Consider the following 24,734-nt stretch of genomic DNA (forward strand, 5'->3'; position numbering starts at 1 on the left):
TTTATAAAGGTTTATTTTGTTGAATGCACTCTAAATAATATTTTGCAAACTCAGATACCCATTTAAACTTATCTGAGTATTTGTTTTTAAATCTGTCACGGGCTGCTTGTTCATCTCTATTGTTAGCAACAAGTGCCAGCATTACATATGATGGGTAATATCTACACCTAACATATTTGTATTCATAGTCTAGCAACCATAAAGTGTACAATTCCTGTAGGTTCGGCGCAAAGCCTTCGTTTTGCTCAATAATTTCTTTAGGAATGTCTATATGCTGTACATAATTTTTTGCTGCTCCTCTAACTATTTTTCCAATTAATCGGCAGGGCATATTATCTAATATTTTAGTTCCTGCCTTTGATTTAGCTATTGAACTGATATCCTGTGCAGCCAGCATGACACGGCATCCACTTTTTCTAGCAGTTGCACATTTTCTACCTACTAAATCCGACAGTGACGCAAATTCTAATAGAACACTTGCCTCATCCATAAAAAAGACACTATTTGCAGATGATAAGGATTGGCGAGATGCGGCTATATAAGCTGACATACCAAATATTTCTGCATCACTACTAGACCTTAAATTTGTCAGCGCAAAAGTTATTAATTTACCATCTGCATCAAAAGTTGATGGCTTACAGATTGCATCTCCGATTGTACTATTCTGCCAATATTGAAAACGCAATTTTATGTAGTTTAATGCTTTTTCAACATTCTCATCTTCATATCCTAATTTTATATATTCTTCACTAAAGAATTTATCCATGTCCACTAGTGTTGGTGTATTAGCCCAAGCACTAGACCCTAAGCCTCCTGCTCTGGCTTCTGCAAATCGCCTTTTAATATCAGGGTCGTCATAAAATGCTTTCGTTCCCAATGGAATTAAAGACTGAATTGTACTTGATAGAAAGCCATCTAGTTGCTGAGAACCTAATACTAACTGAAGGATAATTGAATTTACATCGTCTCTATGATCCTTGATTCTTTCTTCCCATTCTTCTTCGGGAATTTTTGATAAATCTAATGGTTGAACGAGATTATTAGATTCTCTAGAAATGTCAAAATAAAATCCATTATGATATGGCGTGTAGTCGCCAAATGTTCCTGTACCATCATCATTTGGAAGGTCAATCATCAAGACGCTCATTCCCTGAGCCTGACATTCTGCAAGGATGGAAGATACTAGGACTGATTTCCCTGAACCTGTAGTTCCTAAAACTAAAATATTTTTAGTTTTTGACAAATCAATATTAATTGGTGATTGGCCTTCATCTGCAAGAAGCTCAAAGCCAGTATTATTAATTCTAGTATTCTGTACTAAGTTGGTTAGTCCTAAAACTTCACTGGCAAAGAAAGTTATGGTTCGCTTGTATGGACGTAGCAAAATTGGTTCCAGCCGAATCAATAAAGTTTGCAGCCAGATCAACCAAGCGTATTCAGCTTCACGGGTAAGTTCCGTAGGTTGAGCAATGTAGCCAGAAATTAATCGGCAGGCATCATCTAATTCCTCTGGTGTATCTCTATAAACTAAAACTACTAAACTTAAGTTCAAAGGCGCATCTCCTGTATAGAGTTGCCTTTGCGCTTCTACTGAACGCTCCACATTGATCTGGGCAGAAACATCTATTGATTTTTTCTGCTGTACGTTTAAATCTAATGCTCTTGAGCGTTTAGTAATCATTTGTTGTGCTGCACGGGTTATGCCCCTGTCAGCAGGAGTAAATTCTGTAATAACTTCCACATCGTAGATGTTATTCCTTGAGAAGATATCCCATAGAAATCTAATCTGATGTTTAGTAGACGCAAAAATTTCTGGCTTGCGCGTCAGTACCATCACTGCTACAAATTTTTTCTTATCTCCCTTTGTCAGACACACCCAACGTTTATCAGCAAAAGGAACCCCATTATTAAGAACTATTGAGCTTAAATGAGCTTGATTAACAACCTCAACTGGTTTATCAAATACTGCTTTCTCATCTATTTCTTCTGTAAGTCCTTCTTGAGTGTCAAAAACTAAAGTATGTGGCGGAATGACAGCCATACCACCCACATTTTTACAAAGCTCTTGCCACAATTCTTTATCTGTTTTAACTTGCGGATTTAGCCCCATTCCTATTAATATTTGCCTATATCTCAATGAGGCTTCTAGAGCTTTAGTTAGAATTTGAGTAAATTTCTTTTTGGTTAGTTGGCTGCTCCCTGAATCGGTAAATCTCCTTTGAACAAAAGCTGCTAACTTAGCCAAAAATTTATCTACTGGATCTGAAGTTTCTAATAATTCTGAATTTATCGTAAATGATATGTAAACATTTAATTGTATATCTTTTCTTACTTTTTCTTTAGTTAATTTTTTAGTTCGGGCAAGCCTGCCCCAATCTAAAAATTCACATTCTGGTGAATATGGATTCTTAATCCGGTTCATTAAATATTCTTCAGCATCACTATCATCACAAAATGAACTCCACCTAAAGGTTATTTTTTCCCCTTGAGGAATTTCCTTACAGCCATTTTCAAATTTTTCTGCTGCTGCTTTGATTTCCCCTTCAGACGCGAAGACAGGGTGTATCCCATTACAGGAAAACCCAAATATAACTTGTAAAGTATTACTACTTTCTCCTAAATTCTTTTTGCTTAATAAATAACCTCCTATTACATAAGAATCTTTTTTAAGTCTAACTATTGTTGTTAAATCTAAAAAATCTTCAAACGGGTTCAGTATTTTTGGTTTAGAAGAACGAGTTAATTTGACCCTTTTATTTCCTATTTTTTCTTTCTTTTCAGGAGTTTTATAAGTTAGGTATCCTCTTGTCCATTTTGGAACTATTGGATACAGTTTAGACCAGTAAATATGAGGCTTATCTCCTGATAATAGAGCCACGGACATACTAGCCCAAAATGTAAATCCCAAACTCCAAAAAACGTTTATACCAAGAATAAGATAAAGAATGCCAAAAATCACAGAAAAGACCCCGGCAAAAATTACAAATTGTCTCCCTGTGAATGGGCCAAACTTTGGACTTTCACCTAAGCTTTGATTGATTTTTTTTGCTTCACCACTCATACTCAGCTTATCCTTGCATATATTAACTTCCATATCCTCATATAGAGAATATGGAAAGTGTGCGATTTAATTTCTTAACTTAAGTGCATAGATCCGAACCGAAAAGAAGAGACTGGAACAGCACAATTATTATTACGGAAATGAAAGTAAATATCGGCTGCTGTATGACATTTGACACCTCTTCACCTCTTCCGTATGCCGCCACACCTTGATAAACACTAAAGCAAAAATATCCGAATAAAATTACAGTTAGTCCTGTAAACAAAAAGACTGGCAAATTATTCAAAACTGTTGTACTGATCTCACCCCCTGATGATGCTTTGGTTATCATGCAGGTCATGGCGTTTCTTGCAGTTGTGAATATATTTGCTTTTGCCGGAGTAGGGCGTAAAACTATTAACAAACTGCAAACAACAGAAACTATCTGCCACCGATATTTATACAGTAATCGGTAGAACGAAAAAGATGTTTTTATTAGCATAATTTGACCAAGTAGATTGGTTTTACTCGAAATTACTTTTGTCTTGAAACTTTAAGCGTTCTTTACGTTTTTAACAAGAACTTAAGTATAAATAACATAAATTAATCGAAATAGCAAAAAGTCATAAAAGATACATTTCTTCACAAACTAGTAATTTTTGCTGAAAATTACATATATTTTATGACTTTCGATAGTTGTTATCAGAATTTATACTTAATTTTTCTTACTTTTTAAGCAGTATCATTTATGTCTAGCAATGGTTTACCCCTGAACCATTAGATTTATTTATGTACCTCTCAGTTGGATTACTTACAATTGCAGATATCAGTTGAAAGTGACGTATATCTGCAATTGTTTTAGTAAGCAGATATCAGTTGAAAGTGACGTATATCTGCAATTATCTACTTAAGGAAGTCGGCTCAGGAAGCAGAAACTTATAAAACACAATATGTTTACTCTCTTTTCTCTAGCCTGCTCGTAATTGCCTTTAGTAATTCTGCTCTCGTGAATGGCTTAATCAAATAATCATTCGCTCCTAATTCTCTGGCCTGAAGAATATCGTCTTGAGAACCTTTCCCCGTCATGAAAATAAAAGGAATTGCTTCAGTCGCTGGGTTTGCACGCGCCCACGATACTACTTGATATCCGTTTAGTTTAGGCAGGGTGACATCGCAAATAATCAAATCTGGAATTTCTCTTTGTATTAATTCAATCCCAGCCTCTCCGTCATTTGTGTCCACAATTTCAAAATTTTCCGCAACCAGGATTTCTTTAATGTTGGTGCGAATATCTTCATGATCTTCAATTATTAAAATTTTTATCATTATTAGTTACTTCAAAATAAAAATATTGTACTGCTTTGCTGATTGTTGTGCTTTGAAGCAAGCGATCGCCACTTGCGACCCTAACCACTAATTTTAAAGCGTGTCTTCAGCAATGAAACACAAACTCTGCGTCTAATGCCAATGACACGCAATTCAATAAAATACTTTTGGTTACAAACTGACTATATAAAAGCAAGCTAGTAGCGACAACCACACACCGTCCCAGTATTTGCAATTAACTATCTTAGTCCTCCAACTCACAAAATTTGTTACTCATCCTTACATTCTCTAAGAAACTTGGAAGCATTGATTTTAAACTTTCCAAATCTATTTCTTTGCTAATAGCTTTTCTTAAAACTATTGCTGCCACTTGGCAAGCTTCTCCAAAAGAACATTTTTTCTTATAAAGTTTAAATCTTATTCTTTGTACTAGTTGAGTCATGTCATCCAATACTTCGATTGGATATGGATAATCTTCTGTTAAGTATTCTTGTTTCATACAAACATTTCCTTTTAGTAACATTTAATTATCAATTCTTCGATTAGAACCAAAATAATGTCCTCCGATTAATGTACTTATTCCAAAAACTGCAACGCCTATCCACATTTGCCGTAACAAAACATAATTTTGATTTTGAAATTGAAATTCACGACTAATGTTGTGTTTTTCACTAAATCTTGCAAACAATATTGCTTGTAAAGAAACCACGCTAATAGCAGAAACTATTGCTGAGGTTTGTAATAGTTTATAAATAAAATGTCTCTTCATAGAGTATCTATTATTTCTTTCAGATGTTCTGTAAAAAGTGTACTCTCCATCATAGCAAAATTGAACAAGTTTTACCTCCTTGCCATTGGCTTCTAAAAGCCTAGTAGTCTTCATAGCATATGCACGATATTTGTAAAAACCTTGAAAACTCCATCCTCTAAAAGTTTTAATATATAAACAAACGAAGTTATTATTGCTCATTTTCAATTACTTTAATTTTATTGAAGTTTACATTCGTTTGATTTCATTGGTTGGCTGCTGTCGTAGCAATTATACGCTTCTGATAGAAATCATGATTTAACTGAGAAAGAATTTGCTTAGTACCTAATTCCGACCAAACCCCCAAGTGTTGCCCATTTAGAGATATTTGATAATACCCGCAAGGGATGCGATCGCATATTACCTGATGCCCTGTTTGATGGCATCTCTGAATCATCTGCATAATTTCTCTAGGATAGGTAGCGGGAACTCTATACTCAGGAGCAATGCTAATCTCGCCACCCCACATTTCTGGTAAATATTTTAGTATTATTTCCTCTCCTACCTGATGACGATGACATAATCCTTTTGCTTCAAAGCAGAAGAAAGTCATGTCTGTGGGACTTTCTTTTTGAGCTTCAATCCAAGCTTTTATCAAAACTTTCCGAGAATGAAGAATTTCTCTGAACTTACTTTTATATTCTTCCTCAGCTTCCTTATCCTTGGCTGAAGACTTCCACCATTTCAACAAATTTGGTGTAGGCGCAAACAATGTTAGGTGTTCTCCTTCCCATCCATTAGGGGGATAGAGAGAAATAGAAATTTTTCGACCTATAGCTTTCTTACTACCGTAATATGATGTGTAAATCATTTACAACTCCTTTAAATCCTCAGATGCAGCCCACGAAGTCGTACTAAGATTTTTCTTGGAAGATTTAGGAAATACACAAGATTCTTCATCAGGAAATTGTAAATAAGGCAGTTGAGGAGAACGTACTTCTACTTGGTAAAAATACGAATTATTAATAAATAGTAATCCCTGGATAATGCGTATTTTTGATATTTCTGATGCAAATTTATATTCAACGACTTGACCTAACTTAAATTTAGGTTTCTCAATATTCAGCCTTTTCAATTCCCCTGAAGAAATAACTTCCTCTGGCATTAGAGGAACAATACCTACATCGCTAACAACCAAATACCTCAAAGACCCATTATCGCACTCGAAGCCACAGCAATAACCAATTTCTTCCATCTTAGAAGCTATTGACATATACACTTTTTCAAATATGTTGACTTTCGCTTGGGGAATTTCTGACCCCCAAGGAGGGGATAGATACCAGCAAGTTTCTAAAAAACTAATGTTACTCTGATAATACATAAACCACTCCAGTTTTAATGTTTTGATTTCTATGATTGGTGTAGTAAATTTCTTGATAAATCGTGATTTCTTAACTGCTTTTGTATATCCGTGAATAATTGATAAGCAAAAGAAGGGGGTACTGAATATCCAATTATGGAACCTGCTACAGCAGCTTCCTTTGGGAGTTGATACCAAGGGGGAAATCCTTGCAAAGCTGCTGCTCCTTCGATAGATAGAGACTTGACAGTTCCATCAGGAAGCCAAATATCAGCGAATAGGTTACGGTTGCCACCTTTGTGATCTGTGAATTGCGATCGCAGTATAGTATTGGCTGGTTCAGCCCCCGGCTTTAATTTTGGCAGCCCCCGCACCCCAACTCTTTCAATCAAAAGCGGTGTTGGTTCATTTGTTGCTAAAAATATCTCTAGAGCTTGTTTTTGTTTGGCTAATAAATAGGAGTCATTCATCGTGGCGATGAGATGACCAATCGCTTCATACCATCCAATTTTTTTAGATGTAGGTGGTAGTGTCAGTGCCAAATCTTCACAGGCCACAAGCACTAGACGTTTCCGCGCCTGGGGTAGAGCGTAATCAGCCATATTGACCACGCTGTAATTGACTTTGTACCCCAATGATTCCAATGTGAAGAGGATAATGGCGAAGCTTTGACTATCTTGGTATCGTGGGACATTTTCAAGAGTAAAAACCCTTGGGCGTAATTGTTGAATAGCAAGGGCTACAGCTTGCGCTGCTGTCAGGTCATCTGGTGATTCCAAGCCAATACCTGCTTTTGCAGTATGAGCTTGACTAAAATTAGAGCAGACTGGCGACGCATGAAGATAGTCGGGTCTTTGTGGAAATCCGATGAATCCTTCTTTTGCGACCTCTTGTACTGTTAATTGGATGATTTTACAGCCGTACTCACTGAAATTATGGTGGTGTGCTTGAGCGATCGCCCGACTCAACTCTGGTTTCGTTGGGTCATATTCAACAGCAACCTCTATGCGAATGCCAGCATCCACCATTCCAGCGTCAAGACCACCACCCCCAGCAAACAAAACTACGGCTGTCGGTGCATGGGTGGGTAATTTTGGTTTAAGATTTGTTTTTTTGGCTTTTGCTCGTTTAATAAAGCTTATAATTTCATCCCTACTAGCTCCTTGAAGCTGCATCTCACGAATCATTGATATTGCGCCATTCGGGATAGAGCCAATACTGCGCCCTTTCCAAACTCCATTAACTTTCTGCTCCCAATTAAACCCCCAGCGCCAATGCTTTGGATTATTGGGATCACGCTCTCCAATAACGCGCGGATAAACAACTATTGAGCCATCGAGTAGCTTTTTAGTTTCGGTATACTGATAAAGACAGCCCCTTCCTTGAAGATTTAACGCTTTGGAGTCATCCTCTAAGAATTTTTCGTGTATTGAAGATGACTTTGCCATAACTAAACACCCTGCAACAGCAACCAACTATGAGAGTTTCACTCAAGCACTAATTAATTCATCAGGAACATTGAAAAGCCCCAGTTGCCCGGTGTAGGGAATAGGGGTAATGGCACGAGGATTTTCCAATTTCCAGTGATATTGTTCGGGCATCCCCCAACCAGAGGCAGTTGTGGAGTATAAACAACCAACAACTCTAACCACACCAATAATTTCACCGCAACTAAGCAGTTCTAGGGGTGGTACGATAACGCCGAGTCTTTGACAAAATTCTTTAGCCAATACATACTCTTTTTTGGTGCATTTTAATCCCGCATGGATGAGAATATCGCCCCGGTAATGAATAGGCCAATCTCTGTTTTCAATATCTTTGTTGGCATAAATTATTGCCCATGACCAAGGGCGACGAACAGACAACGCCTTCATATTTATTAATACCAATCGTTTCCTGATTTAGCATCCAATAATTCTTGTTTGGGTATATAACCTGAAACTATTTCTATTTCTCCAATTTCAAAATACTGGAATCCCCTAACCTCAAACTCTAAATCCCATGTCCGGCTATTTTCTACAATTTCATATTGGCAGTCAGCTTGCAAGAGCGCCCAGCAACGCCCGATATTTTCCTGTGAAAGAAACGAATCTCTATTTCTCCAATTCGATTCTTTAACAATTGCCCTTTGGCATAATGCGATTAATTCTTCTCTTGTTGGGAGTTCTGTAGTTATTACTTTATTCATCGTTATGCCCATAAGTGCGTTACATTTCGATTTTATCATGCAAAACAGGATTTATCTATAGATAAATCCTGTTATTAAAGTACAAAACCTTTTATTTCTTTATACTAAACCACCTGCAATCTATGTACAAGTGGATTATAATAGTTATTTGTAAAATATCAAGCCCTAAATATGTCATTTAAAGCCAATCCCTCAAGCAATATTCTAGTTGGTGATTTAACTGGTAGGAACGGATATGATCAATATCTTTGTATGGTTTGCTTTGCGGCTACTGGGGAAGCACACAAAAAAATAAACGTAGAAGAAGAACTATCTGTTGATATTGCGATTACAAAAGCTCAAGCAGTACAATTGATTGAGCAATTACAGTCATTTCTATCTAATGAATAATCTTGTTGTTCACTATTTTTTTATCTGTTAGCCAAAGTTTTTACAATTTCATAGATTACGAAAACTTTGGCTTTGCCAAATTAGAAACTAATTATTGCTTATAAGTAACAAGCTTTTTAACAAATAACGTTCGCTGATAGGAAGTCTTAATAATATCCTGCGATCGCCATTCGCCAGTTTGTATTGAATTGCAATATGTAACATTTCCAAGGCAATGAAAAAGTTGTCATCTAACCCAACTGAATCTTGCCAGATATTTAGCCACAATTGAGCTAATTCATTGGTAACATTACCACTCATGATAATAGGGATAGTTCTTACTAATCCTTGTGATAATAATGTTACGGAATTGCTAATACTGAAAAACTCTATTAGGTTTCTAACTGCGCTTCTCCAGGCATTTTCTTCACTATAGTTACCAAATACAATCCGACAACGTAAAGATGCTTCGTTTATTGACGTTGTTGATTGATCAATTAATTTCTCCTCATCAAACCAGATTTTCAAAAAATGTATTAATAATCCTATGCGTTTACTTTGTCCTCTTCTTAAATTTAGCCAGAATCCTATAACGGGATCTTTCAGTTCGTAAAATGACTCTCGCCCTATCGCTTCTGAAACCACAAAGTTAATCTCTCTTAAATCTTTTAACTGGCTAGACACTGTTTGGTGAGAGGTAAAACATCTTTGTGCAATTTCCTTTACTGATAGCGCATATCCATAATCAGCTAAGATTTCCACTATTTTTCTTTGCTGGCGTGATAGCCACTGCATTTTTACGCTACAGTATGGCGTTACAGCGTCAACCATTGCCAGTAATGGTTCTTCTAGCTCGTCTAGAGATTGATAATTATCAATGAACCTTGACAGGACGACATAAAAGCGCGGAATACCGCCTAATAAATAGTGAATTACCCGGATGCGATCGCGCCCATTGGATGTTTTGATAAAATCCTCTAACTCTGTTTTTTGTTCTAAGTTGGCAATATTAGCTAGTAGGTGTGCTGCTTCTTCTGTTGTCAGTTCGGGTAGAGTCCTTACACTGAAAAAACCGTAGAATGCTGATTTGTGGCTAGTGACATTACTGAATAAGCTTTGAGAGGTTGCCAATATCGTGCAGCAAGTACCCTCATCCAGAAAGCTACGAAGCTGTGATTGTCCTTCCGCACCCAAACCAGCAAAGACCTCTTGTAAGTTTTCTACAATAAGAGCAATTTTCCGCCCCCCTGCCGCCTCCCTTAGTATTTGCAGGGCATTTGCTTGAGCTTGTTCTACTGGCATCTTATATAAGTCTGCCAGCCTTTGATTCTGTAAGGATTCATCTAAAGCCTTAATAATCCGTATCAATAAATCAAGAAAGGAATTGATACCAAATTCTTCTTCCTTAAGCCTAGCTATCAACAAGCCTTGTAAATCCTCCATGCTGCGGAGGCGATTATATATGAGAGAGATGAGGTGAGATTTCCCTATTCCATTTCTGCCAATTAATAAGTGATATTGTCTTGATTCTGTCAAAGCACTATTACGAATACTTTGAATTAAATAAATCACTAATTCTTGATGTTGCACGAAAATATTTTCTAATGCTTCTTCGGAAGTTTGGCTAGGAGTAAAGGGGAAAATCATCATTTTAATCACCAATGAATTAATTCAAATGTTTACAATCACTATTTTCTGCACCCTGTTTATAACAATTACTCTGAGATATTTTTATTGAAATAGTGGTAGAACTTGCTGAGATAGGCGTTTAGCAGCTATCTCACAATACTGTTCACTGATTTCAATGCCAATTGCTTTTCTATTAAAATCTTTCGCACATTTCAGCGTAGTCCCAGTACCAGCAAACGGATCAAGTATTACTGTTGATTCCTCAGCTAAATTTAATAGAACTTGATTTGTCAAATGCTGAGAAGTATAACCAGGATGCCCGTACTTCTCTTCTTTGAAAAACCACCCCAGCCCCGGTAGTTGTAAATTATGCCAGACATCTTTTGTTCGTTTCTTGGGCTTGGCATTTGTTAAAAGTCCAGCATACTGGTTTATAAATCCATTTCTAATAGCCCCTTCTGGACTCCATGTTAGGATTATTGGCTTATATTCTCTGCCTAACATCTGCCAATAATCTAAGAAATATTTATGAGGAGCAAAAACGCATATCTCACTACATAATGACTTATACTGAGATATCCAGTAATCGCAGAATATTAAGTATTCATAATTTGGTAAATTGTCATTCCATACCCCGTAGTTTTTATTAGTGTTATATGGTGGATCAGTCCAGCCAAAATAACTTCCTTTAAGGTTAGGTAATACGTTCCTACAATCATCGTTGTATAAAACAACGTACTCATCTTGATAGTATGGCTTCATAACTAAATAAACTTTGCTAGATTTTGCTGATTTGCTGTGTACACAGCAAATACATAACGGTAAATACGATTTAATATGCTTCAATAAATTGACGTAAAATTGTCAACTTCTTTCACTTCAATATTTCTAAATTGAGTGAAGCCTATATTTTCCTCTCCTCCATCAACTATTTTAATGAACAAAATAAATTCACCACTTCTAGTTTTTGTAAGACTAGCAATTAAAGGGTAATTGTTATGATTCTTTAAAGAAATAGGAAAATTATGAAAATGCCAAATTTTAAAAGCATGATTTTCTTGATAAGCAACTACAGGCGCAATTATTTCTTGAATTTCTTCTGTCCAGTTTTCTTTAATTGGAACTTTAATGAGAAGCAACATATTTTAGACCCCTTTTTTAATCCTTTTATAGATACTGACTAACAATATTATAGACGGCAATATTAACAGTAAAGAAAGCAAATAGTTTTCATTTCCTAAATTTATACCTCCTAAAAATAACAACGTAAATGAGAAGCAAATATCTACTACCAAGAATTGCTTAGATGGCCTCATAAATACACCTTATTCAAAACCTTTACTTGCAAGAAACTGTTGAAATCTCTTATAAAAAATGTAAGTATTGTGAAATCCTCGCCTTCTGTTGCGGTCACTACCCCTAAAAATACTTATCTCTACTCCGTATTTTCTACATATTTCACATTCGCATCTTTGCCAAGGTTTTACTTCTAATAATTCTTTATAAAGTTCCCGATTTCTGGATTGTTTTTTACCATTACGAGCAATTTGTAGCACTTCATCATAATCCATCAAACTACTAAGGGCATCTTCTAGTGACACAATGCCTGAATCGTAGTTACGAATAACTTCCAATGCTCTCTGTTCAAGCTCCTTAAGCTTTACGCGATCGCACTTACCTTCAGATAGTAAATGGTTGATAGTAGAAGAAGGTTTATCCACATATGGGATACGGACGGCTGCATAGGCTTTCCCATCCAAATGATAGTTATCTTTTGCATCTAGCCATGCTTTACGTAAGGGGCTAGACGAATCGAAGCTTGTTACCCCTAAATGGCGGAAGTAAGGTAGTGCATCAATACGCCCTACTCCAAATAGATGCAGTTTAGTATCAGGTTTTAAATGTTTGTAGACCTCTTGTAAAATTTCTAAAATCTCTATGGTCGGGGACATAGCAACTCCCCCTACTGCTATATACTGATAACCCATCTCAATCAAGGATTTAGCAGCGTTACCATAGCTTTCCGCGTTCCATCCTTGCGCGACTCCAATAGGAGTGAAATTATAGCCTAAATTATTGTGTTTGGTGATGAAATCTTCTGCATTGCTGAGAGTTAATTCATATCGATGTTCTCTAATTCCCGGTTCCTTAAACGGCCCGACTATAAGGTGATCGATACTCACTCCATAGTCAAATCCTAGCTTTTCATAATAGTCTAAGATTTCTCCAGTAGTGTAAGGTGGGTTTTGAAGTTTTATATATCCAAATGCCCCACAATCACCCATAACTTTACCAGGGAATCTTAGATATTTGTGAATGCCTCCTAAATTTTGGATATGGGCAATTTTGTATTTAGACTTGTCCATAACAGTCTTAGATACCAAAATCCCATCATAAGTAGGTTCTGAATATAATTCATGGGCATATATATCATTTTGAGTTTTGCGATTAGGACTGAATTTATCATTTATAAAATCGTAAAATTCATCAACTTTATCATCCCAGTCTGGAATAAAGTATTCCATTTTTAAATGTTGATTTACTGCTGCTGGTAACAATAGAATTTTTTCAAGGTCATTGCTTTTTTTCAGTTTAATTTGCTTTTCCTCAGAGATATCCGACTCTATTACAAACAATTCCAGTTGTTTTTGTTTTGGTTTAAATATCTCCGAAACCATAGCAGGTTCGTGATATATTTCTTCTAGTACACCCTTTCTTTTTGCAACTTCATTAGAAATTTTTTCTAATAACTTACCTTTCAACCCTACCAAAGCACAACCAAAGCGAGAGGCATCACTATTTGATAATGGCAATACATAATACTTCGCTTTACCAGGGTCTATAAATTTTGTACTTTGATTAGAGCATAGAAATATTAAAGTTTGATTTGGTCTTGTTTGTACAGGCAGATTCAAAGCTCTTAAATATTTATCTCCTAATAAAACAAAAACTAAATCATATTCACTAATAGCTGCTTGAAAATCATCATGCAATTTTAAAAAGCTTGACCATGAATCTATTTCAGCACTTTTCATAGTATTGAAAGTGACTGAATAAGGAACGATTTCTTTGTTCTCTGAAATTAAACCATATCCTGCTGAAATTATTTTCAGCGATACGGCATCTTGCCCAAGAGATAGCCTAAATGTATTTACAGCGTCCATTACCTTTAAATGCTGTAAGCCTGTGTACATTTGCGCTGCTGGCTGGCGAAATTGTGATAATTCTTCTGAACGGTCATTAATTTTAGATGGTTCTTTAAAATCATTTATTGTTAATTGGTTACTAACTTGATGCCTTTTTTCTCCAGTACACGAAGTAATTATTAATGTACGAATCACAATTATTCTCCTAATTAAACTCTATTAGTTTTCTAGACCCTATATAAAAATACACATACAAAATTTTATCTAGCCCTCCGGTTTTTTCAATTAATCCGTTATGTGAGATTTTTCCTTCTACAATACTGACTAATACTTTACTAGCACTAGGAGTAATAGCTAACGATTCCTCTTCTAAATAACGAATCACTCCATTTTTTAAATAATCTTCACAAGAAGAATATTTACCAATAGCACTAACTGTAGGGCAATGATTACAACTTCCATCATAGTTAATTACAACTACTGATGAGGAATATATTTGCACTCCATTTGTACTAAAATTAAAGTTTATAGTATTTTCTAATTGACTATATTTTTGTTCTAATTTTTTTATTTCTTGTCTATGCTTGAATTTCAATATAAAAATAGTAACAAGACTTGAGAAAATCCCCGAAAAAATAATAAGTATAAATTGGCTTAAACTATTTTTATTAATGCTATCATAACCAGACATACTAGTAAACAACAATATTCCAATACCTGCTATCATTAGCAACAGACTTATGCTTCTTTGTTGTTGCAAATTACTAAGTTTATTCATGTTTAACTCCAAGAAAGTAAATTTTTGGTTTGCCTAATAAAATTAATGAAATGAATTGCTAGTAGAGGCTTATTCTTGCCATCTGTTTATCATCTCCTGCTTTTCTATGGGCAGCTTTTCAACGGCTACTTTGACAGCGATCGCAGGGAAAACCTCTTTCAATTCGCCTAACATTTCCGCCGAATCGCACAGCAGTAAGCACTCAATTAAGTAATTCAAGCTATTCTCTTCAGTCCATTCCTCTACAGTAAATGAAATACTGTGCGACATTTGAACTGATGATTTCTCACTTCCTACTTGTAAAAGCTTTGGCATATCTGCGATCACATCTTGCATCATGGCGGCCGCCTGTGCCTCTGCTTCCAGTTTTGCAATTAAAGCTTTTTCTCTGGTTAGGGCATCTCGTTGTAACCATGCAGCAAATACATCATCACGATTATCGGGGACTGGTACGGCTGCACCGTCAACAAGGATTAACTTACCATCATCCTTTTTCTTGAAATCTGGTGCTGGCGTACCGTAAATTCTTACCTGATTGCCACGCTTCCCTTGCTTGCGTAGCATTGGGAGTTTATACCCAATTAATGAAAGTAATCTCTGAATTACCTCAATTGGGGTGTTTGTTTTTAAGAAATTAATCCCCAGGATTAATTTTAAATCATAAGAGAATCTCTTACATTTATTGAATAATTCTATCGCAAATTCATCGTTATTACTAATTTCTTTGGACTTGAGCAACTGGTCAAATTTTAACCAATTCAGAGCGTCTATCTTTTTACTGATAAAATTTTTATTTGTATCAATCATGAAATAGTCGCCGTCACCATTTCTCAAAGCATTAGACATCAACCCCTTGTCTCTGTCCGATAAAAACTCTCTACCAGCATCAAAATAGTAATGTAATCTAATTTGCGAGTGCCACTTACTATCGTCTTTTTCAACTATATTGGGCGTAATTGTTGTTAAGTATCGCCTTTCTAACTCCCCTTTTCGATGCTGCAACTGTTCTTCTTCTGTCTTACACCGTTGCTTATCTAATTTCTGAAATTTTTCATCAGAGACAGATTCGGATGCTGCCACTTTCTCACAATGTTTTAAATATTCTTCATCCCTATTCTCGTAAACTTCTTGCTTTGTCGCTTCTACTTCAGCCTCTTTATTCTCCTCGATTTCGTACTCAGAAATTATATGTCCTTCCTCTTTTAAGTCAGCAATAATCTGTTTAGAATACTTGTTCATTCCATCATTAATTATTGCCCCTAGTTTGCCCCAAGTATTCACATAGATGTTCTCAAACCCAGTTTCTATCTCATCTTCAAAACCTAATTCAGACAGCTTTTTAATGTTCGCCCTATTTTTCCTGTATTCCCCAGACAGCAGGACTTTAACGTTGTTTGAACCATTGCCAACTTTATTAATTCCTATGCCATTTAACCAAATAAATCTGGGAACCGGAGGGCGATAACGTGATAGATGTTGTCTTACACTATCCGGTGTTTGGACACCTTGAAATATACCAAAAACGAAATCAAATTGTTCAACCTCAATTGATACACCAGTTTCAATAGTTGGTGTACTAAGAATTAAATCATAATCTTTAACTATTTCATTCAATTTAGCAGTACAACCAAAAGCAGGATGCTTAGGATTTTCTACAGTCTTGGAATCAATTCTTAATATTTTTAATTCAGGAAATTTCTTTTGATAGTATGATTCCAGATTAGAGGAACCCCAGCGAGAACTAGGTCTTTGACCTGAAAGACAGACAAAGCATTTTTTACCCTCTTTTATTTTCTCAGTTAGGATGTTTATTAATCTTGCTGGATTACGACCACTAACTAAGCTGACTTTCCAGGGCTGTACAAATTTAAAGGTGTTTTCTACTATAAAAGTGTCAATATCTTCCCCTAAGACACCTTTTATAAAATCAATTGCAATATCATTTAAGTCGGCATCAGCAATAAAAATCTTTCCACCATAATTAACAACATTAAAAAGTAATTGCTTAAACGTTTTGATAATAGCTACTCGCTCTTTTGAGCAAGTAGAACTATTCATAAGATGCCAAATCAACTGCATGATTTCATCTAAAATTATCCAGCATCCTTTCCAATCATCAGGATTGAATTTAGCCTGTGATTTGGGGTGTAAGCTATCAATACAAAGCCCCATGCCAAAATGAGAACCCTGGTAACTCTGCCCAGTTTCCGTAACAAAGGGTAGTCCTAGCCGCTCAACTATTTGCAGCCCCAACTGTACCCTGTGGGTAATGACAAGTACCTTTCTCTCGCCACTGCGTATCACTGGGTCTGTTGCCCAGGCGAAGAAATAAGTTTTTCCTGTATTTTTTGGGGATTTAAGGGCTATTAGCTGCTTATCTTGGGGAATTTGTATTTCCCCCAGGTATCGCTGGTCTAGGCTCAAATCCGGCGTGTATGTGAGGCGCTTTAGCTGCTTAGTATTCCACTCGTCAAGGGTAAGAGCATCAATATAAATTTTGTCGAGTTGGTTACTGCCATAAGCAGCCAACACATCATCAATCCCTTTCCCCAACGCCGAATGCCAAGCCATGATTCTAATTTCGCAGCCCCGTAGGGAGAAAAGCTTTGCAGTTTTGGCGATCGCATGATTTACATCTCTAATGGTATTCCGCTTCGTGTCGGCATCAAAGCAGAAATAGATCCGTCTCCCCTGCTGGGCTAAGGCCGCAAGCTGGGGGATTAATCTTGGAGGGCCGGAAATTTCGCCGTACTCATTTTTAGGCTGGCGATATCCATTCCGAATCCCCGGCAATGCGATCGCCACATACCCACAGCTGAGAATAGCAGCAGCTTTCTTAGCGCCTTCACAAATAATTATGGGAATCCTGGCATCATCCCGTACCCAATACCAGAAATCACTGTAAGTTGACGACTCCAGATAATCATCTGGCAACTCCACTTCGTAGCGGCGGCTGACCAACTCCCAAATGCGCCGGGGGACACGTAGGGCGAAAATCTCTGTGTCAACTTTGGGTGGGTGTTCGTACTTAATTGGCTTCCCTTTCTCCTCATCGATGCGGGGGGTATTTGGCTTGAAGCATCCCCACTCGGCATCTTGCCAATTCAGGATATTGATACCACTGCACCACCAGCCGCCGTTTGATAGGTGGGCATATCGCCTCATGTCGCCGTCGCGCAGCCGTCCGTCATTGCGGCGGCTGATTTTATCGGAGTACAGGAGATATTCAAATGGTGTGTTGCCCTCCAGTTCCTTGAAATTTAAAAGGGCGATGTCGTCGGCGATCGCGCTTTCCCTAAATTCTTTCCATAGGGCATTGTTGATTTCGCCAAAAATCAAATCTTCTTCTAAGGCTGGATATTTTAGTTCTTGTGCCTCAATTAAAATCGGTTTTTCTGGCTGTCCGATGTTATCAGGGGATTGATGAGTAGATTCAATTTGTGAGATTTCCTGTAAGGGGCTTAGACTGTATTTTCTTTCCCCTAGCCTTATATCCCTGAAAATCTGTCTGGTCTGTTGCTGTAGTGATTTCCGTAGTGATTTTACTTTCGCAAACCCTTGAGGCTTCATACACTTGCCTCCTGGGATGCTTTATTAAGTTGATTGAAAGAAATTATCTGAAATGGGTTAATAATTTCTGAATTATTCTGATTTTGACGAAAAATAAGGTTTTTACGCATATAGTTGTCCATTTTTTTGGACAACCACTAGATAAATTTTCAATTTCTTGCTAATGTAGATAGTAGAATTTTTGAATAACATTAACTTAGAAGTGGTTTCTTCTAGTTAAAGGACAGACTGGTAATCTGTACGCGGATCTAGTTCTACTACCTACAGGACAGGAAACGCCCTTTTATCTAGAGGTTGCCATTTTTTTTACCTGCCTGTAACCGATGTATTAAATTAACTCAGTATTTTTTCATAAAGTACATATTTTGTATATAGAAATATTTAATCATTTTTTAGTTGAACTACAAAGATAAAATCAAAAAATTACTTTTCTTTGGCTTTATTGAGCGATCGCAAAACTAAGCGTTTGTCAAGTTATGTCAATACCCTTTTTCTTAAGTTCGCTCAATAGCAATTCTAGCCCCAGATCATGCAGGATAACTCCTGTATATTCCTTCCATGCTTGCCTGATTTGCGATTTATTAGGATATCTTTGAAACTCATCCATACAGAGGATGCACCATTTTTCAATTCGTGCTATCGGGTCTATTTTTTCTTTTTCAGGAGATTTATCAGATTGATTATCCGCTTGTTGATAATTTTCATTTGAATCGTCAACATCGCTTGTTTCATCAACTATTTCGATTTGAGGTAAAACCAAATCAGGTATGTGTGAAATAAAGCAATCGGTATCGTATTTTATGTAAACAATACGACTTGTATTGAACTCTCTCTTATAGGCTTCTATAGCCCTTTTACGGGCTGGCATTCCGGGGAAGGCCCCGGACAAAACGCTATTAGAATCAAGAACTATTCCGGCGAATAGTATCTGTAACATAGAATCAACAACTGACGAATCTATTCCCATTTCGCCTTTCTTGATGGAATGGACACCAACAACACAAGTAAAGCCGTACTTAGCCGCTTCATATTCAATGGTTTTTACAATAGCTGATATTACTTCCTGGCTCTCTGGAGAATAAGAATCTACCTCATCTAAAAACAACCTAACTAAGCCCACACCTTTTTTAATCGTTAATCCTTTAGTTTTTCTAGTTTCAAATAGCCCTAAAACCTCATTCAGCATTTTTAGGGTGTCTTTCTCAGATTTCACCAAACGACCTACTGAAATTAGCTTCTTATCAGCTTCTTCATTAATCCAGGGATCATCGAAATCAACATTGTCATAGTGAGGGTCACTTATAAAAAATATATCATGCTCTCGGCATTGAGAAGTATATGCCCCCAATAACCACTTCATCAAATAAGTTTTTCCACTTCGTTTTTTACCGCCTAGAAAACAGGATTGTGTTAAAGCTTTTTTCATCCAATCAAGGATGATACCGCTTTCTTCCTCAGCCCGTTCTATAGTAGATTCAAATATACTTTTTTTTACAATTACAGATGGTGTTTCTTCTATAGGTTCTTCATCTTCACTATGAGATATTTCAGGTGTAAGAAGGTTCTGGACACCATATTTTACGGCAAAATAGCCTTTCTGCCAGAAAGGTACACGCTCTACTATTTGGGTAATTTCTTGCTGATTTGCAATCTCCAAGATTGTCTGTTTTTTAGCGACCTCTCCAGTAAGAGCAGTTTTTAAGAACTTTAATTCTGTGTCTTTACGTGTTTTTTCTATCTTGCTCTCATGCTCAATATCAGGCAATTTTAAACACATAAAAGAAGTGATTACTCCTCCCAACATAAGCATCAATTTTGCATTTTGATTAATTTTGTCTTTCAGGAATAGGGGAAGAAAATTTAGGATTATTGCACTAATTATTATTATATTTCTGAGTGTTTTCTTCCTATTTAGAGAAAGAGAAATCTTATCAAAATCAAGTATGCTACTCATAAATAACTCTCATAATGCTACAATTGAACCTATAACAAAGCCAGCAAAAAGTATTCCAATTAAAACTAGTGAAGGAATGTAAAAGCTGATAATTAATGGTTTATGCAGGTTTCCATTAAATTTTGATTGTGTTGTCGAATGCTCTAGCAATCCCGGTACTAGGGAAACCATCATTATTAATCCCATAATTAATGATGCTTGCCAAAAGTTAAATGCAGTCTGTAAAAATCCCAATAATTGGGATAATGAAAATCCTGCGAAACTATATGAAATCATCCTAGTTATGTCATCAATTCGCTGTTTTTTATCTTCTGTTTTGTTTTCCATATATTAACCCTTTAAGTAAATTAAGCAACCTAAATACAAATTAAGTTGCTTAATTGCTGTGATTAATGACATTTCATTAATCACTTAATTTGATTTCTGCTTGCAATCTCACTTAGCAGTTCATCTGATGCAGTAATTACATCTGGAATTGCTACATCAGGAGAGTATGAATTTGCGATTTCCTTATATTGATTATCTTCTAAGATAAGCCTTGCTGTCTCCTTAAGAACCTCAATTTTATTTATCAGAGTTAATTCAATCGAAACACAATTACTTACCATCCTTATATCTCTAGCCATTGGTCATTTTACCTCTTAGAATGCAATCGTTGATTCAGCGTTACTCAAAACGTTTTGATAACCGTCAAAATTTTGTTTAGTGGCATTAACATCTATTCGATGTGCTAAATAGTTTTTGCCATGTTTAGAAATTTTTTTCCTGTAATTTTCTTCATTGCCCATTGCAGCTTGGGCATGATTAATTCTGGTATCCAAATTACTTAAAGCTGCCCTCTGTGCGTTAAGGGCGTGTTCGCTCCAGACTTTCATAAGAACTCCATCCGCTTCAATTTCACCACAATCTCTAGCTACTTCATCGACATCTTTTTGGCTTACTGTATCAGGAATACTTGCATAGCTAAAGATTACATTTTTAGTGTCGCCATTAAGTTGTCCTGGGGTTCCTCCAGAGCTTAAATTTGTACCTCCATTATCGCTTTTACCGAAAAAAGACGGGAACAGACTGGACAGCATTGTTATCTCCTAATGTTGGTTGCGGTTTAGTGTTACAAACCATAAAAACTGATAACCCTAACAAACCAGCTAACATTGCTCCTATTAATAAAGCTGTGCGATCGCTTGAACGTTTAATTTCTTGCTGGTACTCCTGAAATAGCTGTTCCTTAAGAATCGCTGCATCTCTAAGAGCCTTATTCTGTTCCTGAAACAGCTTTTGTTTAAGGATAGCTGCATCTGTAAGGGCTTGAATTTGTTCAGGGGGAATTTCCCCCTTAATTATCAAATCCCCATTATCGGATAGGGTAATTTGTGGCCGGATAAACCGGGATGCCGATTGTCTCCGTTTCTCGGTCTGCTCTTGGTCTATGGGAGGCCGTTCCATAAAAAAGAACCGCTATAGAAAAGGCAAGAATTATTGAAAGTATCAATTTGTAAGACATACATAGATTATTAGATTCCTTGGTATGAATTGATTGATAATACGGGAATTTAAGGAACCTTAAGTAGCTCTCGTATACTTTCCAAACGAGATTTGTAGGGACTTTTGTAATCCTCTTTCATTCCATTGCATTTTTCAACAATGCCTCTCAATGTCTCATTGGTGTCCTCTGTAATTCTGGCTAACTCATCGTTGCCAGCGTTTATCACGTCTACAATGTCTTCAACAATCCCAGATGTTTGTCTTTGAAACATGGCATTTCTATTTGCCAAGTAGGCTTGTATAAGCCCTTTAACTTCTAATAGAAATTCAATATTATCTGTTATTTCATTGCTTGCACTGCTTACTATTTGTTCTATTTCAATTTCACTTAAAGCAATTCCCATATAACTAGCTTGCATCTTTGCTAGGGAACGCTTCTCAGAAATAGTCAGTGCTTTTGATTGTTCACTTTCTATCTCTGCATTTGTTTCTTGAACTATTTCAGTAGAGCGATTTGCTACTACCTGGTTAGCTATTGCTACAGGGTCAAATTCTTGAAAATTTTCGGCTGCAATTCTAATCTCGTTATTAGTATACTTGTTGAGGTTGTACTTGTCTTCCCCAACAAGCTTCTTAAGCTGATATCTTACTGCTTCGTAATCCTTCCGTTCTAAAGCCATTGGTATTACTCCTGAGATTGTAAGAGAATGCGTGAACCACTGCTATTGAAACTTGATAGAAATTGTAATTATTTAAGGCCTTATAATTCGGTATCCATCTTTGAATGGTTGTCCGATGCGGCTTATTTTTAGTGGCATTACTTAGCCACAAATACAGCGCCTCACCAGTCAATTGCCCGTTTTTTTCAGCAGGCAATAAAGCTGAGAACGTTAAGAATGAGGAAAGTAGAAAATCCAACCTCAAATTGTGTGCCTTAGCTTCTTGCTTCAATTTCGCAATAATGTATAAGTTTTCTGTAGTTATTGGCATATTCTGAGATTCCAATAACCTTCTTATACGCCTGAAAGCAGTTTGAGAGACTTTGACTTTGCGTCTATTGCTTCCTAGAAACTTCTCATACTGCTTATGTTCCTTGGCGTAGCGGTAAACAGCCGATTTTTTCGTCTTAATCATCTCCTTCATCCTGTCTGCATGGATTCACTATAGCAGAAAATTCTGAAAAGTTCTGAAAAACTCCGAAAAATTCATAAAAGCTGAAAAACTCATATTCTATAAGAAAAAAGCCGAAAATTGTTATAAATCACTAGAATATCCGGTAAGAGAATCTGGAAAATTCTGATAAATGCTTGGAATATCTGGTATGGGGTTATTCTGTTAAGAGTACAAATATTTAATGTCATGAGTGAAAATCAAAGCCAAAAACCGAAGAAAGTTACTGTTATCTTGCCAGAAGATATTTACGTAAAGCTTGTAAGTGAATCACAGCAGGAGATGAGAAGTGTTTCGTCCCAGGCCGCATACATACTTACTAATTACTATGACAATTTGGGCAAATCGGATTAGCAACCTAGAGCCGCCGCAGCGCCGCTAGAATTATCTTTGCTCATAGTACAGAAGTATTGAATTTTCGTTGTACTATGCAGACCTTTCTGCTTTATCCTTGCACACCTGCACATTTAGTTTCTAGCAATAGTTACAGTCATGTTACAAGCAACTGGCTCGGCGCAAAATTTTACCATTTAATAATGATATTTTTGATGCTTTTATAGTGATGCAGACTCATACATCGCTTGCTGTAGCAGGCTAACAGCATTTTCGCCGCTTTATACAACCATACTCAAAAATGCTGAAAAATGCCTAAAAAGGGGTATTTTGAAGACCATATAAGCTGCATCAACTTTATATGAGTCCACCTAGTCAAAGTGACGAATTTTTAGTTTTAGCCCATCAATGGCTGCTGTCATTACAAGGGCTGCTATTTGAGCAAAGTTTATGTTTATCTGTTGAGATTATTGATACAGAAATTAAATATGATGACGGCGATCGCAAAAAATTTTGGGTAGATGCCGTCATTACTTTCAAACATCTTGCCGAAGACGAAATTGAAAAAAGTCTCAATATCTATGAATTTATTATTGACCTTGATATTTTTACCCACGAACCCAAAATTGTCGCTTGGGATATAATCGAATCTCAAGAAATAAATTAGACGTTTCCATAATCCTCGTAGGATTCAAAGTTAAAACTGTATAAAAGCACTAGTCCATAGATAAATCAATTGGTTTAAACATAAAACCTGTAAATATCTCTATACAAACTCCCTTGTAATCTATTTATAAATGGGTTAGTGTATAGATAATGAATTATCTACTTGACACCATGAAAAAGAAACCAGAACTTGTAGAAAAAGTTAATAATTTAATTGCTGAAATTCAGCAAATTATTAATGATGAAGATGACGAAAATGTAGATGAAAATTTTATTGAACAGTTAGATTTTGCAATTCAAGACCTAGAGACAGCAGTAGAAATAATTGAGTAATTAGTTTCATTCTTTCAGAATATTGTGGTTTAATTCCGGTTTTAATTAAAGCCGGAAACCATATTGAATAGAAAAAAGGCGAGTTGAACTCGTCTTTCTATAAAGATACAGTATTGGTAATCGGGACAAATAATTGTGTTATTTACATAGATTTAACATGGTTCCATTGTCAGAATTTGTAATTTTACTAAATGGTGCTTGGTTGGCAAAGAATGGTAGGCGTACTACTGATTTAGAAGCTGCTTGGAGTACCCCTGACTATCAAAAAGCTCAGGAAACCGTAGAGATGCTTGGAATAGACCCTGAGTTTATCTTCGATGTAATTCAATGCAATGATAAGAGAGAGTTAAAATTTCCTGATTGATCAAGGGTATAATACTAATATTTGTTTTTGTTTACTTACTTTAAATTTATGACTAATCCCCACATCGGCGGCGATGCACTAGAGTATATAAATAAAAAAAATATTCCCGATACTTACGAAACCCGATTTATCGAAGTTTTAGAGTATTGTAGATACGCACTACATGAAATAAATCAAGGACGTATTACCGATGCACGTAATTTTTTGGAAAATGCTATTACTCAAGCTGAAAGACCCTGGCAGCAAGAAGAAATAGATGAAACTCAATTGTAATG

27 protein-coding genes are annotated in these 24,734 nt (G+C 36.3%); 5 read left to right on the forward strand and 22 right to left on the reverse strand.

Features of this window, described 5'->3' with window-relative positions; translation table 11 throughout:
- Window position 1 precedes the first annotated feature (1 nt).
- The 9 genes from H6G83_RS25435 to H6G83_RS25475 all read right to left on the reverse strand — a co-directional run bounded on the left by H6G83_RS25435 (window position 2) and on the right by H6G83_RS25475 (window position 8,662).
- On the reverse strand, window positions 2-3,061 hold the full coding sequence (locus tag H6G83_RS25435; RefSeq protein ID WP_190477158.1) for a helicase HerA domain-containing protein: 3,060 nt from the start codon (window positions 3,059-3,061) through the stop codon (window positions 2-4).
- 933 nt (window positions 3,062-3,994) lie between these two features.
- On the reverse strand, window positions 3,995-4,366 hold the full coding sequence (locus tag H6G83_RS25440; RefSeq protein ID WP_190477160.1) for a response regulator: 372 nt from the start codon (window positions 4,364-4,366) through the stop codon (window positions 3,995-3,997).
- A 244-nt stretch (window positions 4,367-4,610) separates the two neighbouring features.
- Complete coding sequence (locus tag H6G83_RS25445; RefSeq protein WP_190477162.1) at window positions 4,611-4,865, reverse strand: hypothetical protein; 255 nt, start codon at window positions 4,863-4,865, stop codon at window positions 4,611-4,613.
- A 24-nt stretch (window positions 4,866-4,889) separates the two neighbouring features.
- Window positions 4,890-5,336 (reverse strand): hypothetical protein, encoded by a 447-nt coding sequence (locus H6G83_RS25450; protein ID WP_190477164.1) that lies wholly within the window; start codon window positions 5,334-5,336, stop codon window positions 4,890-4,892.
- Window positions 5,337-5,379: 43 nt separating this feature from the next.
- Window positions 5,380-5,985 carry a DUF488 family protein, N3 subclade gene (locus H6G83_RS25455; RefSeq protein ID WP_190477165.1) on the reverse strand — a complete coding sequence of 202 codons (606 nt, stop codon included), beginning with the start codon at window positions 5,983-5,985 and terminating at the stop codon, window positions 5,380-5,382.
- Entirely contained in the window at window positions 5,986-6,495 is a 510-nt protein-coding gene (locus H6G83_RS25460; RefSeq protein WP_190477167.1) for a DUF1392 family protein, read from the reverse strand.
- A 29-nt stretch (window positions 6,496-6,524) separates the two neighbouring features.
- Window positions 6,525-7,922, reverse strand: a complete 1,398-nt coding sequence (locus tag H6G83_RS25465; RefSeq protein WP_190477169.1) for a DNA cytosine methyltransferase — start codon at window positions 7,920-7,922, stop codon at window positions 6,525-6,527.
- A 42-nt stretch (window positions 7,923-7,964) separates the two neighbouring features.
- Window positions 7,965-8,348, reverse strand: coding sequence for an ASCH domain-containing protein (locus H6G83_RS25470; RefSeq protein WP_190477171.1), 384 nt, complete (start codon window positions 8,346-8,348; stop codon window positions 7,965-7,967).
- 5 nt (window positions 8,349-8,353) lie between these two features.
- A complete protein-coding gene (locus H6G83_RS25475; RefSeq protein ID WP_190477173.1) occupies window positions 8,354-8,662 on the reverse strand; it encodes a hypothetical protein in 309 nt (102 codons plus the stop codon).
- Between the two features lie 171 nt (window positions 8,663-8,833).
- Between H6G83_RS25475 and H6G83_RS25480 the strand changes: the two genes are divergently transcribed.
- Entirely contained in the window at window positions 8,834-9,052 is a 219-nt protein-coding gene (locus tag H6G83_RS25480) for a hypothetical protein (protein ID WP_190477174.1), read from the forward strand.
- A gap of 87 nt (window positions 9,053-9,139) precedes the next feature.
- Here the strand turns inward: H6G83_RS25480 and H6G83_RS25485 are convergent, their stop codons facing one another.
- The 13 genes from H6G83_RS25485 to H6G83_RS25545 all read right to left on the reverse strand — a co-directional run bounded on the left by H6G83_RS25485 (window position 9,140) and on the right by H6G83_RS25545 (window position 22,727).
- Window positions 9,140-10,681 carry a winged helix-turn-helix transcriptional regulator gene (locus H6G83_RS25485; RefSeq protein ID WP_206759004.1) on the reverse strand — a complete coding sequence of 514 codons (1,542 nt, stop codon included), beginning with the start codon at window positions 10,679-10,681 and terminating at the stop codon, window positions 9,140-9,142.
- 81 nt (window positions 10,682-10,762) lie between these two features.
- Window positions 10,763-11,422, reverse strand: a complete 660-nt coding sequence (locus H6G83_RS25490) for a DNA-methyltransferase (RefSeq protein WP_190477178.1) — start codon at window positions 11,420-11,422, stop codon at window positions 10,763-10,765.
- Between the two features lie 80 nt (window positions 11,423-11,502).
- Window positions 11,503-11,802, reverse strand: a complete 300-nt coding sequence (locus tag H6G83_RS25495) for a hypothetical protein (protein WP_190477180.1) — start codon at window positions 11,800-11,802, stop codon at window positions 11,503-11,505.
- 183 nt (window positions 11,803-11,985) lie between these two features.
- Window positions 11,986-14,001, reverse strand: coding sequence for a tRNA-guanine transglycosylase DpdA (gene dpdA / locus H6G83_RS36295; RefSeq protein ID WP_199328596.1), 2,016 nt, complete (start codon window positions 13,999-14,001; stop codon window positions 11,986-11,988).
- Between the two features lie 10 nt (window positions 14,002-14,011).
- Window positions 14,012-14,584 carry a hypothetical protein gene (locus H6G83_RS25505; RefSeq protein ID WP_190477182.1) on the reverse strand — a complete coding sequence of 191 codons (573 nt, stop codon included), beginning with the start codon at window positions 14,582-14,584 and terminating at the stop codon, window positions 14,012-14,014.
- A 69-nt stretch (window positions 14,585-14,653) separates the two neighbouring features.
- On the reverse strand, window positions 14,654-18,154 hold the full coding sequence (locus H6G83_RS25510; protein WP_190477184.1) for a plasmid replication protein, CyRepA1 family: 3,501 nt from the start codon (window positions 18,152-18,154) through the stop codon (window positions 14,654-14,656).
- Between the two features lie 469 nt (window positions 18,155-18,623).
- Window positions 18,624-20,108, reverse strand: a complete 1,485-nt coding sequence (locus H6G83_RS25515) for a hypothetical protein (protein ID WP_190477186.1) — start codon at window positions 20,106-20,108, stop codon at window positions 18,624-18,626.
- A gap of 9 nt (window positions 20,109-20,117) precedes the next feature.
- Window positions 20,118-20,435: a hypothetical protein gene (locus H6G83_RS25520; RefSeq protein WP_190477188.1), complete on the reverse strand. Its 318-nt coding sequence runs from the start codon at window positions 20,433-20,435 to the stop codon at window positions 20,118-20,120.
- Between the two features lie 80 nt (window positions 20,436-20,515).
- Window positions 20,516-20,734 carry a hypothetical protein gene (locus H6G83_RS25525; protein ID WP_190477191.1) on the reverse strand — a complete coding sequence of 73 codons (219 nt, stop codon included), beginning with the start codon at window positions 20,732-20,734 and terminating at the stop codon, window positions 20,516-20,518.
- Between the two features lie 15 nt (window positions 20,735-20,749).
- Window positions 20,750-21,187 carry a hypothetical protein gene (locus tag H6G83_RS25530; protein WP_190477193.1) on the reverse strand — a complete coding sequence of 146 codons (438 nt, stop codon included), beginning with the start codon at window positions 21,185-21,187 and terminating at the stop codon, window positions 20,750-20,752.
- A complete protein-coding gene (locus tag H6G83_RS25535) occupies window positions 21,153-21,554 on the reverse strand; it encodes a hypothetical protein (protein ID WP_190477195.1) in 402 nt (133 codons plus the stop codon). Before H6G83_RS25535 ends, H6G83_RS25530 begins: the two co-directional genes overlap by 35 nt.
- Window positions 21,555-21,661: 107 nt before the next feature.
- Window positions 21,662-22,273 carry a hypothetical protein gene (locus H6G83_RS25540; protein ID WP_190477197.1) on the reverse strand — a complete coding sequence of 204 codons (612 nt, stop codon included), beginning with the start codon at window positions 22,271-22,273 and terminating at the stop codon, window positions 21,662-21,664.
- Window positions 22,227-22,727: a hypothetical protein gene (locus H6G83_RS25545; RefSeq protein WP_190477199.1), complete on the reverse strand. Its 501-nt coding sequence runs from the start codon at window positions 22,725-22,727 to the stop codon at window positions 22,227-22,229. Before H6G83_RS25545 ends, H6G83_RS25540 begins: the two co-directional genes overlap by 47 nt.
- Before the next feature lie 730 nt (window positions 22,728-23,457).
- Between H6G83_RS25545 and H6G83_RS25555 the strand changes: the two genes are divergently transcribed.
- The 4 genes from H6G83_RS25555 to H6G83_RS25570 all read left to right on the forward strand — a co-directional run bounded on the left by H6G83_RS25555 (window position 23,458) and on the right by H6G83_RS25570 (window position 24,732).
- Window positions 23,458-23,763: a hypothetical protein gene (locus H6G83_RS25555; protein WP_190477202.1), complete on the forward strand. Its 306-nt coding sequence runs from the start codon at window positions 23,458-23,460 to the stop codon at window positions 23,761-23,763.
- Between the two features lie 149 nt (window positions 23,764-23,912).
- Window positions 23,913-24,095, forward strand: a complete 183-nt coding sequence (locus tag H6G83_RS25560; RefSeq protein WP_190477204.1) for a hypothetical protein — start codon at window positions 23,913-23,915, stop codon at window positions 24,093-24,095.
- Between the two features lie 157 nt (window positions 24,096-24,252).
- The gene (locus H6G83_RS25565) at window positions 24,253-24,459 is read left to right on the forward strand and encodes a hypothetical protein (RefSeq protein WP_190477206.1); all 207 of its coding nucleotides are present in this window, start codon (window positions 24,253-24,255) and stop codon (window positions 24,457-24,459) included.
- A 48-nt stretch (window positions 24,460-24,507) separates the two neighbouring features.
- Window positions 24,508-24,732, forward strand: a complete 225-nt coding sequence (locus H6G83_RS25570; RefSeq protein ID WP_190477208.1) for a hypothetical protein — start codon at window positions 24,508-24,510, stop codon at window positions 24,730-24,732.
- Window positions 24,733-24,734 lie beyond the last annotated feature (2 nt).

It is taken from the genome of Anabaena azotica FACHB-119, from assembly GCF_014697625.1.
In the GTDB taxonomy this organism is placed as follows: Bacteria; Cyanobacteriota; Cyanobacteriia; order Cyanobacteriales; family Nostocaceae; genus Trichormus; species Trichormus azoticus_A.

Bases quoted from the DNA above. Each gene is read 5' to 3' on its own strand.
- H6G83_RS25435 (WP_190477158.1), bottom strand. From the start codon at position 3,061: ATGAGTGGTGAAGCAAAAAAAATCAATCAAAGCTTAGGTGAAAGTCCA.
- H6G83_RS25440 (WP_190477160.1), bottom strand. From the start codon at position 4,366: ATGATAAAAATTTTAATAATTGAAGATCATGAAGATATTCGCACCAAC.
- H6G83_RS25445 (WP_190477162.1), bottom strand. From the start codon at position 4,865: ATGAAACAAGAATACTTAACAGAAGATTATCCATATCCAATCGAAGTA.
- H6G83_RS25450 (WP_190477164.1), bottom strand. From the start codon at position 5,336: ATGAGCAATAATAACTTCGTTTGTTTATATATTAAAACTTTTAGAGGA.
- H6G83_RS25455 (WP_190477165.1), bottom strand. From the start codon at position 5,985: ATGATTTACACATCATATTACGGTAGTAAGAAAGCTATAGGTCGAAAA.
- H6G83_RS25460 (WP_190477167.1), bottom strand. From the start codon at position 6,495: ATGTATTATCAGAGTAACATTAGTTTTTTAGAAACTTGCTGGTATCTA.
- H6G83_RS25465 (WP_190477169.1), bottom strand. From the start codon at position 7,922: ATGGCAAAGTCATCTTCAATACACGAAAAATTCTTAGAGGATGACTCC.
- H6G83_RS25470 (WP_190477171.1), bottom strand. From the start codon at position 8,348: ATGAAGGCGTTGTCTGTTCGTCGCCCTTGGTCATGGGCAATAATTTAT.
- H6G83_RS25475 (WP_190477173.1), bottom strand. From the start codon at position 8,662: ATGAATAAAGTAATAACTACAGAACTCCCAACAAGAGAAGAATTAATC.
- H6G83_RS25480 (WP_190477174.1), top strand. From the start codon at position 8,834: ATGTCATTTAAAGCCAATCCCTCAAGCAATATTCTAGTTGGTGATTTA.
- H6G83_RS25485 (WP_206759004.1), bottom strand. From the start codon at position 10,681: ATGATGATTTTCCCCTTTACTCCTAGCCAAACTTCCGAAGAAGCATTA.
- H6G83_RS25490 (WP_190477178.1), bottom strand. From the start codon at position 11,422: ATGAAGCCATACTATCAAGATGAGTACGTTGTTTTATACAACGATGAT.
- H6G83_RS25495 (WP_190477180.1), bottom strand. From the start codon at position 11,802: ATGTTGCTTCTCATTAAAGTTCCAATTAAAGAAAACTGGACAGAAGAA.
- H6G83_RS25505 (WP_190477182.1), bottom strand. From the start codon at position 14,584: ATGAATAAACTTAGTAATTTGCAACAACAAAGAAGCATAAGTCTGTTG.
- H6G83_RS25510 (WP_190477184.1), bottom strand. From the start codon at position 18,154: ATGAAGCCTCAAGGGTTTGCGAAAGTAAAATCACTACGGAAATCACTA.
- H6G83_RS25515 (WP_190477186.1), bottom strand. From the start codon at position 20,108: ATGAGTAGCATACTTGATTTTGATAAGATTTCTCTTTCTCTAAATAGG.
- H6G83_RS25520 (WP_190477188.1), bottom strand. From the start codon at position 20,435: ATGGAAAACAAAACAGAAGATAAAAAACAGCGAATTGATGACATAACT.
- H6G83_RS25525 (WP_190477191.1), bottom strand. From the start codon at position 20,734: ATGGCTAGAGATATAAGGATGGTAAGTAATTGTGTTTCGATTGAATTA.
- H6G83_RS25530 (WP_190477193.1), bottom strand. From the start codon at position 21,187: ATGCTGTCCAGTCTGTTCCCGTCTTTTTTCGGTAAAAGCGATAATGGA.
- H6G83_RS25535 (WP_190477195.1), bottom strand. From the start codon at position 21,554: ATGGAACGGCCTCCCATAGACCAAGAGCAGACCGAGAAACGGAGACAA.
- H6G83_RS25540 (WP_190477197.1), bottom strand. From the start codon at position 22,273: ATGGCTTTAGAACGGAAGGATTACGAAGCAGTAAGATATCAGCTTAAG.
- H6G83_RS25545 (WP_190477199.1), bottom strand. From the start codon at position 22,727: ATGATTAAGACGAAAAAATCGGCTGTTTACCGCTACGCCAAGGAACAT.
- H6G83_RS25555 (WP_190477202.1), top strand. From the start codon at position 23,458: ATGAGTCCACCTAGTCAAAGTGACGAATTTTTAGTTTTAGCCCATCAA.
- H6G83_RS25560 (WP_190477204.1), top strand. From the start codon at position 23,913: ATGAATTATCTACTTGACACCATGAAAAAGAAACCAGAACTTGTAGAA.
- H6G83_RS25565 (WP_190477206.1), top strand. From the start codon at position 24,253: ATGGTTCCATTGTCAGAATTTGTAATTTTACTAAATGGTGCTTGGTTG.
- H6G83_RS25570 (WP_190477208.1), top strand. From the start codon at position 24,508: ATGACTAATCCCCACATCGGCGGCGATGCACTAGAGTATATAAATAAA.